At 47.8% G+C, this 13,325-nt stretch carries 13 protein-coding genes; 7 read left to right on the top strand and 6 right to left on the bottom strand.

Annotation, left to right across the window (positions count from 1 at the left end):
• The coding region (locus EOO50_RS11425; RefSeq protein WP_290840215.1) for a hypothetical protein at positions 1-192 on the top strand (192 nt) is incomplete at its 5' end.
• Positions 193-437: 245 nt separating this feature from the next.
• Here the strand turns inward: EOO50_RS11425 and EOO50_RS11420 are convergent.
• Together EOO50_RS11420 and idi are read right to left on the bottom strand one after the other, a co-directional pair.
• Positions 438-848, bottom strand: coding sequence for a 6-carboxytetrahydropterin synthase (locus EOO50_RS11420; protein WP_290840213.1), 411 nt, complete (start codon positions 846-848; stop codon positions 438-440).
• Between the two features lie 193 nt (positions 849-1,041).
• On the bottom strand, positions 1,042-1,569 hold the full coding sequence (gene idi, locus EOO50_RS11415) for an isopentenyl-diphosphate Delta-isomerase (protein ID WP_290840210.1): 528 nt from the start codon (positions 1,567-1,569) through the stop codon (positions 1,042-1,044).
• 266 nt (positions 1,570-1,835) lie between these two features.
• Here idi and EOO50_RS11410 point away from each other — a divergent pair, with 266 nt between their 5' ends.
• Positions 1,836-2,819, top strand: coding sequence for a hypothetical protein (locus EOO50_RS11410; protein ID WP_290840208.1), 984 nt, complete (start codon positions 1,836-1,838; stop codon positions 2,817-2,819).
• Positions 2,820-2,834: 15 nt separating this feature from the next.
• Positions 2,835-3,482 carry a DUF4253 domain-containing protein gene (locus EOO50_RS11405; protein WP_290840206.1) on the top strand — a complete coding sequence of 216 codons (648 nt, stop codon included), beginning with the start codon at positions 2,835-2,837 and terminating at the stop codon, positions 3,480-3,482.
• A gap of 741 nt (positions 3,483-4,223) precedes the next feature.
• On the opposite strand, the gene EOO50_RS11400 is transcribed toward EOO50_RS11405, so the two are convergent.
• Positions 4,224-5,786, bottom strand: a complete 1,563-nt coding sequence (locus tag EOO50_RS11400) for an FAD-dependent protein (RefSeq protein WP_290840204.1) — start codon at positions 5,784-5,786, stop codon at positions 4,224-4,226.
• Between the two features lie 66 nt (positions 5,787-5,852).
• On the bottom strand, positions 5,853-6,902 hold the full coding sequence (locus EOO50_RS11395) for a DUF2891 domain-containing protein (protein ID WP_290840202.1): 1,050 nt from the start codon (positions 6,900-6,902) through the stop codon (positions 5,853-5,855).
• An 86-nt stretch (positions 6,903-6,988) separates the two neighbouring features.
• On the opposite strand from EOO50_RS11395, the gene EOO50_RS11390 reads away from it, so the two are divergent.
• Entirely contained in the window at positions 6,989-7,225 is a 237-nt protein-coding gene (locus EOO50_RS11390) for a hypothetical protein (protein WP_290840200.1), read from the top strand.
• Positions 7,226-7,326: 101 nt separating this feature from the next.
• On the opposite strand, the gene EOO50_RS11385 is transcribed toward EOO50_RS11390, so the two are convergent.
• Positions 7,327-8,439, bottom strand: a complete 1,113-nt coding sequence (locus EOO50_RS11385; protein ID WP_290840198.1) for a transglutaminase domain-containing protein — start codon at positions 8,437-8,439, stop codon at positions 7,327-7,329.
• 263 nt (positions 8,440-8,702) lie between these two features.
• Positions 8,703-10,901 (bottom strand): DNA helicase RecQ, encoded by a 2,199-nt coding sequence (gene recQ, locus EOO50_RS11380; RefSeq protein ID WP_290840196.1) that lies wholly within the window; start codon positions 10,899-10,901, stop codon positions 8,703-8,705.
• 90 nt (positions 10,902-10,991) lie between these two features.
• Between recQ and EOO50_RS11375 the strand changes: the two genes are divergently transcribed.
• From EOO50_RS11375 to EOO50_RS11365, 3 genes are read left to right on the top strand one after another with little or no spacing between them, the layout of a single operon-like run.
• Entirely contained in the window at positions 10,992-11,957 is a 966-nt protein-coding gene (locus EOO50_RS11375) for a KpsF/GutQ family sugar-phosphate isomerase (protein WP_290840194.1), read from the top strand.
• Positions 11,957-12,814 (top strand): twin-arginine translocase subunit TatC, encoded by an 858-nt coding sequence (tatC, locus tag EOO50_RS11370; RefSeq protein WP_290840192.1) that lies wholly within the window; start codon positions 11,957-11,959, stop codon positions 12,812-12,814. The genes EOO50_RS11375 and tatC overlap by 1 nt, the downstream gene beginning before the upstream one ends.
• Positions 12,814-13,158 carry a carboxymuconolactone decarboxylase family protein gene (locus EOO50_RS11365; protein WP_290840190.1) on the top strand — a complete coding sequence of 115 codons (345 nt, stop codon included), beginning with the start codon at positions 12,814-12,816 and terminating at the stop codon, positions 13,156-13,158. Before tatC ends, EOO50_RS11365 begins: the two co-directional genes overlap by 1 nt.
• The last annotated feature ends 167 nt before the right edge of the window (positions 13,159-13,325 follow it).

Raw genomic sequence — 13,325 nt, 5'->3', positions numbered from 1 at the left:
TCCGGATTTTGGTCCTTTGTCATTCGTCGTTTGTCTTCCGGATTTTGGTCCTTCGTCATTCGTCGTTTGTCTTCCGGATTTTGGTCCTTCGTCATTCGTCGTTTGTCTTCCGGATTTTGGTCCTTCATCATTCGTCGTTTGTCTTCCGGATTTTGGTCCTTTGTCATTCGTCGTTTGTCTTTCGGATTTTAGTCCTTCGTCATTCGTCGTTGTCTTCCGGATTTTGGTCCTTCGTCATTCGTCGTTTGTCTTCCGGATTTTGGTCCTTTGTCATTCGTCGTTTGTCGCCCGGATTTTAGTCCTTCGTCATTCGTCGTTGTCTTCCGGATTTTGGCCCTTCGTCATTCGTCGTTTGTCTTCCGGATTTTGGTCCTTCGTCATTCGTCATTTGTCTTTCGTCTTACTTTCGCCTTTCGACTCCAAACACAATTTACGGATTATTCTCCCCTATACGTTACAGAATTTCTCGGCGTTTCGTATAATTTGATCTCGAGTTCAAAACTCGGGTCGAGGCGTTTCATGACTTTGTGCCAGATTACGTAAGCGATGTGTTCGGCCGTCGGATTCAGGTCGGCGAAGTCGGGCACGTCGAGGTTCAAATTTTTATGATCGAACGGGACTTCGACTTCCTCGTAGATGATTTCCGATAATTTTTTGATGTCGATCACGTAACCCGTTTCCGGATCGACCTGGCCCGTCACGCTCGCGATCAACTCATAATTATGCCCGTGAAAGTTCTCGTTGTTGCATTTCCCGAACACCGAATCGTTCTTCTCGAACGACCAGTCTTTTCGATGTAAGCGATGCGCGGCGTTGAAGTGGGCTTTTCTTGAGACTGTTACTTTCACTTTTTTAGTTTAATCGTTGAATCGGTTACTTGTTTTATTCGAATCGTGTCTTTTGACGATGGATGGACTTTTTTTTGATTGGTTGATGCGTTCATTCGAGCTTTTGCCTTCCGATGCTTCAGTCCTTCGTCATTCGTCCTTCGTCCTTCGTCTTTCGTCATTCGTCTTTCGTCATTCGTCTTTCGTCCTTCGTCTACACCTTATGATCTTCAAGGTAATGATAAAATTCATCGAAAATAATACGCGTCCAAACCGTGTATTTCTCGGGATGTTTTTCCATATCGGTCTTTAAAAGGTCGATGTGCATCCATTTCCAGTCGGCGACTTCGTCAGGATTGATGTTCGGTTCGCCTTTGTAGAATCCGATCATGACATGGTCGAGTTCGTGTTCCGTCAGGCCGTTTTCGAACGGTGCTTTATAAATGAAATGGAACAGTTCGCGCAACTCGGTGGTGAAACCCATTTCCTCGTGCAAGCGACGCGTTCCGGCCTCGATATTGGTTTCACCTTCTCGCTGGTGGCTGCAACACGTGTTGGTCCACAGCAAAGGCGAATGGTATTTTTGGGCCGCTCGCTGCTGCAGCATAACCTCGTTGTTTCCGTTCATCACGAAAACCGAGAACGCGCGGTGCAAAACGGCTTTCTCGTGGGCTTCAAGCTTCGGCATCAAACCGATCTGCTCGTCGTTTTCGTTTACTAATATTACTTTTTCTTCTATCATGACTTGATTTCAAAAGTAAGAAAAAAGAATGGTTTTGCGTTCGGCCGACGATTGAAAAACACGCTCCGAAAAACCTGTAAAAAACCGATAAAACATTGACGGTTAGCCGATAAAGCCCGAAGCGCTGTTTGTTAAAATCGGATTTTTATGGTTCGTAATTTCTTTTTTTACGTTAGATTTACAATCCGCGATACACTAATGGACTGAAAAACACGTTAGTAAATCGCCTTCGCCCCCAAACGAAACCTACAATTTTTTAAGTGCCTATGAAAAACACATTGCTGCTATTTTGCTTGTTTGCCGGAGCCGTCGGATTTTCACAATCGGCCAGATCGACAAAGCTTATCGCCGACAACGGATCGGGCAATAAACCGACAGTATCACGACACACCACGACTGAAACCGATTACAAATCGGCAACCGAGGACGAGCTTCTCAAAGCCGTTTCCCGCGCAAACGCCGACGCCAAGATCGCGATCGCCCAGGAACTCGTGGAACGCAAATCCGCAAAAGTCGCCGATCTGTTCAAAAGCTACATGACAAGCGACGAAATCGTAAAATTAAAACTGGGAGTGATCGAATACGAATCGAATCCCGCGAGTGAACTTTATGTTGCCGTCGCCCATCAAAAAGAGAAAGCCGAACGCAAGAAATACTACGAGCGCACCACCAAGAAAGGGTTGCAGAAAGAACTCAAAGGCATGTTCGGACGCGATTACGACACGAAATGGACATCAGTGGAAACCGACGCCTGTCTTGCGAAACTAACCGCGATGGCGTTGGCCGACGACAATGTCGCGCCCCGTACACTGAACACGATTTTCTACACGAGCGGTTATAAATCCAAGAATTACGCTCGCGTGAAATTCTTCGCGACGAAGTATCCGACTGCCGAGATTCTGGCGACACTTGCCAATTTCAAAAATCCCACCGACATCGCAGTGTTGACGCAATATCCGCAGGCTTCGTACATCGCATATTCGGTTTATCCGCACGCCGCATTTTTCCCGACTTTGCAGATGAACGTCGACGACGATTACGCGAACGCCGACTTCCAGAATGCGATCAGCGCTTATAAGAACGCCGACGCTAAAACCCTGCTGTCGAAAGTCTGCGCCAACATCTGCAACAACTACGCGCTCAAGTCCGAACGCGACGACAAACTGTTTCAATTGTACAGCGTGATCGAAAAACGCAACTGCCGACTTTTTGACAGTCTGCTTAAGAAAATAGATGTACTATTGCAGTAAAGCATCATCATCACCATGAAAATACGTATACCGGTCCTGCTTTTGTCGGGACTTTTTTTTGTCGGGGTTTCTCACGCGCAACTCACAAAGACTGAAAGTGAATTGGTCGCAAAACTAAATTTCGATGCCGAACTCGCGTCACTTCTGAAAAAGGAAGCCGGAAGCGCGCTAACGCAATTGCCTACGATCGATGCCGAAACGGGCGAAATCGCTTCAGGCACTTTCGACGGAATAGTCGCGATAAACAAATCGTCGGACAATGAACCGACAGTCGAAAACCTCAGGGCGCAATTCAAACAAAAAGGATATTTACTGTTTGAATTCAGCGATGGCGCTGACTTGACCGGCATCGCAATTCTCAAAGGCGGCGATGATCTCGACATCGTAAAATATCGAAATACGCAAGGTCCGAATCACGACGTCGACAATAACATGATTGTCGCATCGCTCGAAAAATGGAAGAAACTGTGCAATTTCACGGTCGTAGGTTGTGCCGACGATTGGGTGAAAATCACATTCGAAACGCTGCCAAAAAACATGACCGCATTCGCAAAAGACGTTTATAAATTATGTCCCGACAGCGTCGATCAAGGCGCAGGAACGCTGACCGCTTTGAAAGACGAAATCACCGATACCAAGTCGTTGATGCTTTGGTGGGATTGAGTCGGTGATTAATTGACTAGCATCGTTCCGATAACGCTGCTGATGTCGAAATTCGGTAAATGTCAGTCAATCTGCAATTTACGAAGATCAAATTATGTCGCTACGCTACTACATTTTGATTGCCTTAATTTTTACTATTGCCTGTAAGAATTCCAAAGAGGTTTCGAAAGATTTGTATAACGAGAACGCAAATAATTTAGTCGAGCAGATTTTAAAAAACGATAGTTGCAACTGTATTTTGGAGACGACAAACGAATCGTTTATCGCAACGAGCAAAATTGTAAATCCACATTATCATATCGAAGAATTCGTAATTCGGAAATTATATTTACGCAACAAGTCTGAGCTAAAAACTTTGGAAGCACGAGCAAAGAAATTCAAACTTGATTCCAATATGATCAAAAAAATAGGAATCTCGTTTGTAAAGACAAGTGATTTGATTCCTTAGAGAACCAATCCTGATTCTGCCGGATCATTATTAAAAAAATGTCCTAAAGGAATTACTTATATTTCAGCTCCGATTTTTGACGAAAATTTTGAACTTGCCGCAATTACTTCGTCAAGTGTCGGTAACTGCGCGGCTACGTCCAGCCCTTCCATCTACAGGATTGTTAATGGTGTTTGGAAAGAAATGGAAACGGCAGGCAACCGCCGCTGACCGCCTCCGCTGGATTTTGCGCGCGCCTGTTTTCCACGACTTGATTTTCTGCATAGAAGCCCCACGGTTTTAACCGAGAACCGTCATTTCTTTAATGATTCGGCTATCTTGATCGCACATTTTTCCCCGTCAATAGCCGCCGACACGATCCCTCCGGCGAAACCCGCGCCTTCCCCGCACGGATACAAGCCTTTGATCTGCGTGTGTTCGAGTGAAATCGGGTCGCGTGGAATGCGCACGGGTGATGATGTTCTCGATTCGGGCGCGTGCAAAATCGCGTCGTTCGTGAAATAACCTTTCATCGACTTCCCGAAATCCATGAAGCCTTCGCGCATGATCTGCGTGAGAAATCCCGGGAAAACGGCTCCAAGTTCCACCGAAGTCGTGCCCGGAACGTAAGACGTTTTCGGGATGTCGGCCGAAACTTTTCCCTGGCTGAAGTCGACCATTCGCTGGGCCGGAACTCTCTGCGTCTGCCCTGCCATTTGCCAAGCTTGTTGCTCGATCGCTTTCTGGAATTCCAATCCCGCGAGCGCGCCTGCTTTTGCGAACGGCTTGAAATCCTCGAGCTTGAGTTCGACCACGATGCCCGAATTCGCGGTTACCTGATCGCGTTTTGACGGCGACCAACCGTTCGTGACGACCTCGCCCGGACTCGTCGCACATGGCGCGATCACGCCTCCGGGACACATGCAGAACGAATACATGCCGCGTCCATTGACTTGTTTAACGATCGAATATGGAGCCGGCGGCAAGAACTCGCCACGATAATCACAACTGTATTGTATCTGGTCGATCAATTCCTGCGGATGTTCCGCGCGAACGCCGATTGCGAATGGCTTTGCCTCGATTTCGATTTTCTTTCGATCGAGCAATTCAAAAATATCGCGAGCCGAATGTCCTGTCGCGAGGATTAACTTGTTCGCTTCTATTCGATCACCATTTTGCGTGACGATGCCTTGGATTTCTCCCGATTTGATTATGATATCGTCGACTCGCGTGTCGAACAGGACTTTGCCGCCGCACTCGATGATCTTATCGCGAATGTCCTCGATTATTTTCGGTAATTTATTGGTTCCGATGTGCGGATGCGCCTCTACCAAGATGTCGGGCGTCGCGCCGAATGCGACGAGCAGTTTCAGGATACGGTCGACGTCGCCACGTTTTTTGGAGCGCGTGTACAACTTTCCATCGGAATAGGTTCCCGCGCCGCCCTCGCCGAAACAGTAGTTGGAATCGGGATTTACGATGTGGTCGCGGTTGATCGCCTTCAGATCGCGTCGGCGTCCCCGAACGTCTTTACCGCGTTCGACTACAATCGGCTTCAATCCCAGTTCGATGAGTTGTAAAGCCGCGAAAAGCCCGGCCGGTCCTGCTCCAACGACGATTACTTCGTGAGCGTCTGCCACATTTTTATAATCGGGCAAATCGACGTTTTGTTCGGTTACGGATTCGCCTGCGAAAAATATTTCGAGCTTGAGATTGATCTTTATGGCTTTTTGTCGCGCGTCGATCGAACGTTTTAAGATGTTCACGTGCTGGATTTCCTTTGCAGACGTGCGCAACAACTTGGCTGCGTGCTCTTTTAGGAAATCATTTTGAGTCGCCTGTTCTGGCGAAACTTGAATGAGAAGCTCTTTTGGCATGGGGCAAAAATACGGAGAAGTGCTGAAGTGCTAAAGTGCTGAAATGCTAAAGTTGCAGCCGAGCATCTACTTTTCTTCGAACGCATGAAACGCGAACGACGCGAGCCAATGTTCGCCTTCGTAATTTCCGTCGGTGACTTTTGGTAGCGAATACGCCAAATGCGCGTCGGCCAACGACTTTAAATGCGCGAATGCTGTCGGATATTGATTGATCAGATGATACAAATTCCACGCGCGTGAAAAATTGAGTCCGTAAAGATGCACGAGTTGCGGATCGGTCGGATCTGAAACTTTGCCGACTTCCCATTTGAAATCTCTCTTGAAAAGTCGTGGCATGAATTCTTTGAGCCATTTGAGGAATTCGTCTTTGGGCAAAACGCGTTGCATGATCCCGATTTCCTCGAGGCAAGGCGAAAGGAAGTCGCTGCCCGACGGTTCGAGCGTGAACGGATAATTCTTGTCGGATCTAAAATATCGGATCGCATTGTCGCGAATTGATTTTTGAAAGGTTTCGTTTTTCGACCAGACTGCGTAATCCCAAGCGAACATGAGGCCGAACGCGGTATTTGAATGTGTTCCGACGCGGATCGGATACAGTAATTTCGGAAGGAACGAAATGTATCGTCCAATCAACAAATCGGTCAGCGGACGCAGGTTTCCTGCAAGTTCTTTCGCATACGGTTCAGTCGACTTTTCAAGTTCGAGTTGTAGTTTGAACAGCCAATTCCAGCCGTAGGTGCGCTCGAAAGATTTCTCGTGATTCTTGCTCAGGTAAGCGATTTCAGCCCGGATGTTTTCTTTCGACAGATTGGTTTTCAACTTCGAAATGATCAATTCACGGTTTTCCAAGTCGGTGAAATGATTGAGCAAATACACCAAACTCCAATGGCCGTGAACCGACGAATGCCAATCGTAACAGCCGTAGAACGCGGGATGCATCTTCTTCGGGCCCATGATTTCGGTACTGTCGATGAGCGTTTCTCCGGGTTTATTCGGATATTCCTGTTGCACACATTTTACGGGCAACGTCGCGAGATGGTTCGCTTGCTCCAATGTCAAATCCTGTGCTGACGCCGATCCGAACGCAAACAAAAAAACAAAAACAAATCTTTTCATGCCGATGGTTTTCCCAAAGCTACAGTTTTTTAAAAAACCACGACGCGCCTTCGTAACTTTGCACCCTGAACCTTGCACCCAACAACATGAGAAAAATTAAAATGATCTGGGATTTTCGCGGCCCGGCGGCTGAAAAAACGGCCGAGCATCACGAAATACACTTGAAGGAATTCATCGCCGCCGAAAAACTTCCGCTTAACATCACAGGTTTCGAAGTGAAATCCGACATGCATTCGATCGCGTTCATGGTCGTCACCGACGCCGAAATGATTTCGGTTAGGGATGCTTTGAAACCGCATCGAGGCGAACTTTATGAGTCGTAAAGTCGCAAAGCCCGTCAAAAGTACGATCTGATGCATTAATCGAAGATATAATGTGCAGCTTATGTCCGCCTTTAAAACTTTAAGACCTTACGACCTGTTGATTAGTCCACCACTTCAACCTTGAATTTCAACGCCACATTGTAATCGAAAAGCACTTCGATAAAACGCAGGTTTCGATCCAACACTTCATATTCGAACTCGTAGAACAAGTCGCTGTCCTGCAAATCGACATATTTTTGTTTTTTGAGCGCGTTCCCGTCGAGGACTTTCTCTCCATTTTCCAGAACCCAGGCGCGCGGATTCTTGTAGAGATTGGTGTTTACCTGCATTTTCCGAACAACGTATCTCAAATCGAACTTGAACTTAATGAACTCACACATCTTCACCTTGATCACGCCGGATTCGGGCGAAAGAATGTCGATCGAACTGAGATAATGATTGTTGATATACGGCTGGTCGCGATACACGATCTTGTCGGCCTTTGAGGTTTTGGGCCAGATCGTGTCTTTCGGAAAATGGTTTCTAAGGAACCGATCTTCAGGCGTCAGCCAATAATAATCGTTGTAACTTCGGTGGAAAGCGTCGAGTTCGCCTTTCTCGTTTCTCGTGCAATATCCCGCAGCCCAGGTCGCGTCGAGATAATACGGTTTCTCTTCAATGATGACCACGTTCCACGCGTGATTCAACGCTCCCATCCTGCCGACCTGGTTTATATATTGTTTCGACCAGCCGCTCACAACACTGCATCGGATGCCCGCAAAACCGCACATTTTCTTGAACACGCGCGCGTATCCGTCGCAAACGCCCTTGCCTTTTCGCAATACGTTGTTGAGATAATCGGCTTCCCATTTTATGAACTTGGCCGCACAGTCATCTTTGCCTTTACACTTCGGGAAATCGGTCCGCTTGTTTTTGTTGTAGGATTTGTAATCGTAGGCGATGTTGGCCGTTACCCACGCGAAAATGGCACGCGTCTTCTCAATCTCGGACGAATAAGATTTCGTGAGTTCGTACGTGGCTTTCTCGAGGTTGCCGTCGTATCTGACCGTTCGTGCGATACTGTCGAGTTTAGCGTACGGTGCGATGTAACGCGGCGGTGGCGTTTCTGAAATTATCTCCGAAATCGTATCGGTTTCTTCGACAGCGGAATCGATTTCCTGGGCCGAGAGTCCGGTCCAAAAAAGCAACAAAAGAAGTCGAAAGTCGAAAGTCATTATGTTTTGAAGTCGAAAGTCGAAAGTCATAAAGTCGTAAAGGCGGTTATAAACGACGACTCGTTGTTAGATGTGAGAGTGAATTTAGTTGACGACATGAGACGTTAATCGCATACCTAACCAACATTCAACAGCCTTTATGGGCAGGACTCATTTTTAGATGTGAGAGTGAATTTAGTTGACGACATGAAACGTTAATCGCAGACCTAACGAGGATTCATCGGCCGCTCCATGACTTTCGACTTTCGACTTTCGACTTTTGCCTAATTCGCGACTTCCGAAATAAACTTAATCCGCATCAAACGCAATTCCTCAATGTCGTAATCGCCTTCGAATTCCTTGAGCGCATCCTCGATCTTGTCCGACTCGGATTCCATGAAATGCTCCTGGATCTCGTCCTGTTGGTCATCGTCGAGCAAATCGTCGATCCAGTATTTGATGTTGAGTTTGGTACCCGAATACACGATCATTTCCATCTCCTTGAGCAATGCGTCCATGTTCATGCCTTTGGCCTTGGCGATGTCGTCGAGCGAAAGTTTACGGTCGATGCTTTGGATGATGTACAGTTTGTTCGCCGAATTCGCTCCCGTCGATTTCACGACCAGATCGTCAGGCCGCGTGATGTCGTTATCCTTTACGTAACGCGCGATGAGTTCCACGAATTCCTTTCCGTATTTCTTGGCTTTTCCTTCGCCGACGCCATGGATTCCGGTTCCGAGTTCTTCGATTGAAATCGGATATTTGAGCGCCATGTCCTCGAGCGACGGATCCTGAAATACAACGAATGGCGGCACTCCGAGCTGTTTCGCGACTTTTTTACGAAGGTCACGCAACATCGCCATCAACGCTTCGTCGGCGATTCCCGATGATTTCGTCGATGTCACGACCGTATCGTCATCGGTTTCATCGTATTCGTGGTCTTCGGTCATCATGAACGAGGTCGGGTTCGCAATGAAATCGAGACCTTTTCGGGTGACTTTGAGAATGCCGTACGTTTCTATGTCTTTTGACAGGAAACCTTCGACCAAAACCTGTCGGATCAATGCCATCCAATGACGTTCGTCCTGATCGGAACCCGCGCCGAAAAACGGTTGCGTATCGGTCCGGTGCGCTTTGATCACGGCGTTCACCTTGCCGATGAGCGTGAACACGACCTCCTTGGCCTTGTATAAATGTTTGGTGTCACGGACGACTTCGAGCAATAATTTCGCATCGTCCTTTGCCTCTTTTTTCTTTTTGGGATTGCGCATGTTGTCATCCATGTCGGCGCCATCTCCGGTCTCGCTGTCGAATTCCTCTCCGAAATAATGCAACAGGAATTTGCGTCTCGACATGGAAGTCTCGGCATAAGAAACGACTTCCTGCAACAATGCGAACCCGATTTCCTGTTCGGCCACGGGTTTGCCCGACATGAATTTCTCGAGTTTCTCGACGTCTTTGTACGAGTAATACGCGAGGCAATGACCTTCGCCTCCGTCTCGTCCCGCACGACCGGTTTCCTGGTAATAACTTTCAAGCGATTTCGGGATGTCGTGGTGGATCACGAAGCGAACGTCGGGCTTGTCGATTCCCATTCCGAACGCGATCGTCGCCACAACGACATCGACGTCTTCCATCAAGAACATGTCCTGGTGTTTCGCGCGCGTTTTGGCGTCGAGGCCCGCGTGATACGGAACCGCGCTGATTCCGTTTACCTGCAGAACCTGGGCGACGGCTTCGACCTTTTTACGGCTCAAACAGTAAATGATGCCCGACTTGCCTTTGTGGTTTCGGATAAAACGGATGATGTCGCTCTCGACGTTCTTCGTCTTCGGGCGTACTTCGTAATATAAATTCGGACGGTTGAACGACGCTTTGAACGTGTCGGCGTCGGGAATATCGAGATTCTTAAGGATGTCTTCCTGAACTTTGGGCGTCGCGGTCGCGGTCAAACCGATCACGGGAACGTCGCCGAATTGTTTGATGATGCTGCGCAGGTTTCGGTATTCGGGCCTGAAATCGTGTCCCCATTCTGAGATACAGTGCGCTTCATCGATCGCGACGAACGACAATTTCTGCGTCTTAAGGAAATCGGCGTATTCTTCTTTTATAAGGGATTCGGGCGCGACATAGAGCAGTTTCGTAACGCCGCTCGCGATGTCCTGCTTGACGACCGCGATCTCGGCTTTGGTAAGCGACGAATTCAAAACGTGGGCGACACCAGCTTCAGCCGAAATGCCGCGGATCGCATCGACCTGGTTTTTCATGAGCGCGATCAGCGGAGAAACGACGATCGCCGTTCCTTCTTCCATAAGCGCGGGCAATTGGTAGCAAAGCGATTTGCCGCCGCCCGTTGGCATGATGACAAAAGTGTCGTGATGTGCGAGGATGCTTCGAATGACCTGTTCTTGCAGGCCCTTGAACTGGCTGAAACCAAAATACTTCCGTAACTGCTGGTGTATATCAATTTCGGGTGGATTCATTCTGAGAGATTAGGGTAATTTATGTACATTTGCTTTCCCTAAAGATACGAGTTTTTTTCAGGGATACAAACTTTATACTGTTACAATCTTTTGGTTACAATCGAAAAAATACTGGCTTCCGCAAAGCGAACGATTCTTGCTGAAAGCGAGGCCATTGCCCATCTTACTGACATTTTAACGCCTGATTTCGCCAAAACCGCCGAGCTGATATTCGAAGCTTCGGGACGGCTCGTTGTGACCGGAATCGGCAAGAGTGCGATCATCGCGCAGAAAATAGTCGCAACCATGAATTCGACCGGAACGCCTGCGATGTTTTTGCACGCGTCCGAGGCGATCCACGGCGACCTCGGAATGGTCCAACCCGGAGATGTCGTGATCTGCATCTCCAAAAGCGGGAACAGTCCTGAAATCAAGGTTTTGGTGCCGCTTATAAAACGATTCGGCAATACGCTTATTGCGATGACGGGCAACATCACGTCATTTTTGGCAAAAAATTCAGATTTCGTGCTCGATACGACTGTCGCTACTGAGGCCGATCCGAATAATCTGGCTCCGACGAATTCGACTACGGCACAACTCGTAATGGGCGACGCACTCGCGGTCTGCCTCATTGAGATGCGCAACTTCGGGCCTGAAAGTTTCGCGAAATACCATCCCGGCGGCGCACTTGGCAAGAAATTGTTGTTGCGCGTGGGCGATATGCTCGACCAGACACATCGTCCCGTCGTGGCTCCCGATTCATCGATCAAACAAGTCATTTTCGAAATCTCTCAAAAACGTTTGGGCGTAACCGCGGTCGAAGATGATGGAAAAGTCATCGGGATCATTACCGACGGCGATATCCGACGCATGCTCGAAACGCGGGATTCGTTCGGCGATCTGTCGGCCAAAGATATCATGTCGAAAAACCCAAAGAGCGTATCGTCCGTAAGTATGGTCACCGATGCGTTGAATACCATGGAAGATTTCTCGATCACACAATTAATAGTCGTTGACGAAGGCGCTTACAAAGGCGTCATCCATCTGCACGACATCTTAAAAGAAGGCGTCGTATAATGGCAAAAAGAGTTAAAAAACCCATGAATGAAATGTCGTTCATGGACCATTTGGAAGAATTGCGTTGGTTGCTTGTCCGCAGTACCATCGCGACTTTGATCGCCGCGACGTTGATTTTCTTCGTGAGCGATTTTGTATTTGATACGATTATTTTCGGGCCGACGCAACCGAGTTTCTGGACATACGGTTTCTTTTGCGACCTCGCGAACCAGCTCGGCGTTTCAGACATCTGCGTGACCGAACTCGACTTCGTGATCCAGAATACCGACATGGAAGGCCAGGTCACGATTCTCGTCTGGACGTGTATCGCCGGTGGTTTCATCCTCGCGTTTCCTTATATTTTGTGGGAATTGTGGCGTTTCATCAGCCCGGCTTTGTATGAGAAAGAACGCAAGGGCGCGAAGGTTTTCATTTCGATTTCGTCTTTGTTGTTTTTCATGGGCGTGTTGTTCGGATATTATTTGATCGTTCCGATGTCGGTGAATTTCTTCGCGACATTCCACGTAAGTGAAATCGTGAAGAACGAGTTCAACCTCGATTCGTACATCAGCATGGTGAAGACTTCGGTGATCGCGTGCGGACTGTTTTTCGAATTGCCGATCATCATATTTTTCCTCGCCAAATTAGGTTTGGTCACAGCCGAATTCCTTCGGAAATACCGCCGTTGGGCGATCGTTCTGGTGTTGGTCGTCGCGGCTATCGTTACGCCTCCCGACGTAGTGAGCCAGGTTATCGTCTCGATTCCGATGTTGATCATCTACGAAGTGAGCATATTCATCGCGGGCCATGTCGTGAAAAACAAACTCAAGCAAGAGGCAAAAGAGAAACTCGAAGAAGAAGCTAAAAAGCAATTGTAATGTCTGATCTGATCCAGGAATTCAACGACTACCGTTCTAAAATGAACGAAAAACTGCTGGCTGACAACAACAAAGTCATCAAGCGCATTTTCAATCTCGACACCAACGCTTATGCTGCGGGCGCGCTCGACGTGAAGACGAAAGAACTTCTCGGGCTTGTCGCGTCGACGGTGCTGCGTTGCGACGATTGCGTGAAATACCATCTCGAAACCAGCTACAAGGAAGGCGTCACGAAAGAGGAAATGATGGAAGCCATGGGCATCGCGACTTTGGTTGGCGGCACGATCGTGATTCCGCATTTGAGGAGAGCTTATGAGTTTTGGGAAGCGTTGGAACAAGCCTAATTTGAAAATTGGATAATTTGGAAATTTGAAAATTGGCTCTGGATCGAATTAACTTCTCGATATGTACTCCAATTCTCTTATTTTGAGTTATCACGTAAACTCGAACGAACTCATACTCGAATTAGCAAGTTATCAATTTTCAAATTATTTTGTTAATCCAGATCGCA

This window comes from Flavobacterium sp., assembly GCF_004211145.1.
GTDB lineage: Bacteria > Bacteroidota > Bacteroidia > Flavobacteriales > Flavobacteriaceae > Flavobacterium.
This window is presented reverse-complemented; position numbering and strand designations above follow the sequence as displayed.

What these genes read in the sequence shown, in the direction of transcription:
- recQ (WP_290840196.1), bottom strand. Translation starts at nt 10,901, where the DNA reads ATGAATCCACCCGAAATTGATATACACCAGCAGTTACGGAAGTATTTT.
- EOO50_RS11365 (WP_290840190.1), top strand. Translation starts at nt 12,814, where the DNA reads ATGTCTGATCTGATCCAGGAATTCAACGACTACCGTTCTAAAATGAAC.
- EOO50_RS11400 (WP_290840204.1), bottom strand. Translation starts at nt 5,786, where the DNA reads ATGCCAAAAGAGCTTCTCATTCAAGTTTCGCCAGAACAGGCGACTCAA.
- idi (WP_290840210.1), bottom strand. Translation starts at nt 1,569, where the DNA reads ATGATAGAAGAAAAAGTAATATTAGTAAACGAAAACGACGAGCAGATC.
- EOO50_RS11390 (WP_290840200.1), top strand. Translation starts at nt 6,989, where the DNA reads ATGAGAAAAATTAAAATGATCTGGGATTTTCGCGGCCCGGCGGCTGAA.
- EOO50_RS11405 (WP_290840206.1), top strand. Translation starts at nt 2,835, where the DNA reads ATGAAAATACGTATACCGGTCCTGCTTTTGTCGGGACTTTTTTTTGTC.
- EOO50_RS11410 (WP_290840208.1), top strand. Translation starts at nt 1,836, where the DNA reads ATGAAAAACACATTGCTGCTATTTTGCTTGTTTGCCGGAGCCGTCGGA.
- EOO50_RS11395 (WP_290840202.1), bottom strand. Translation starts at nt 6,902, where the DNA reads ATGAAAAGATTTGTTTTTGTTTTTTTGTTTGCGTTCGGATCGGCGTCA.
- tatC (WP_290840192.1), top strand. Translation starts at nt 11,957, where the DNA reads ATGGCAAAAAGAGTTAAAAAACCCATGAATGAAATGTCGTTCATGGAC.
- EOO50_RS11385 (WP_290840198.1), bottom strand. Translation starts at nt 8,439, where the DNA reads ATGACTTTCGACTTTCGACTTCTTTTGTTGCTTTTTTGGACCGGACTC.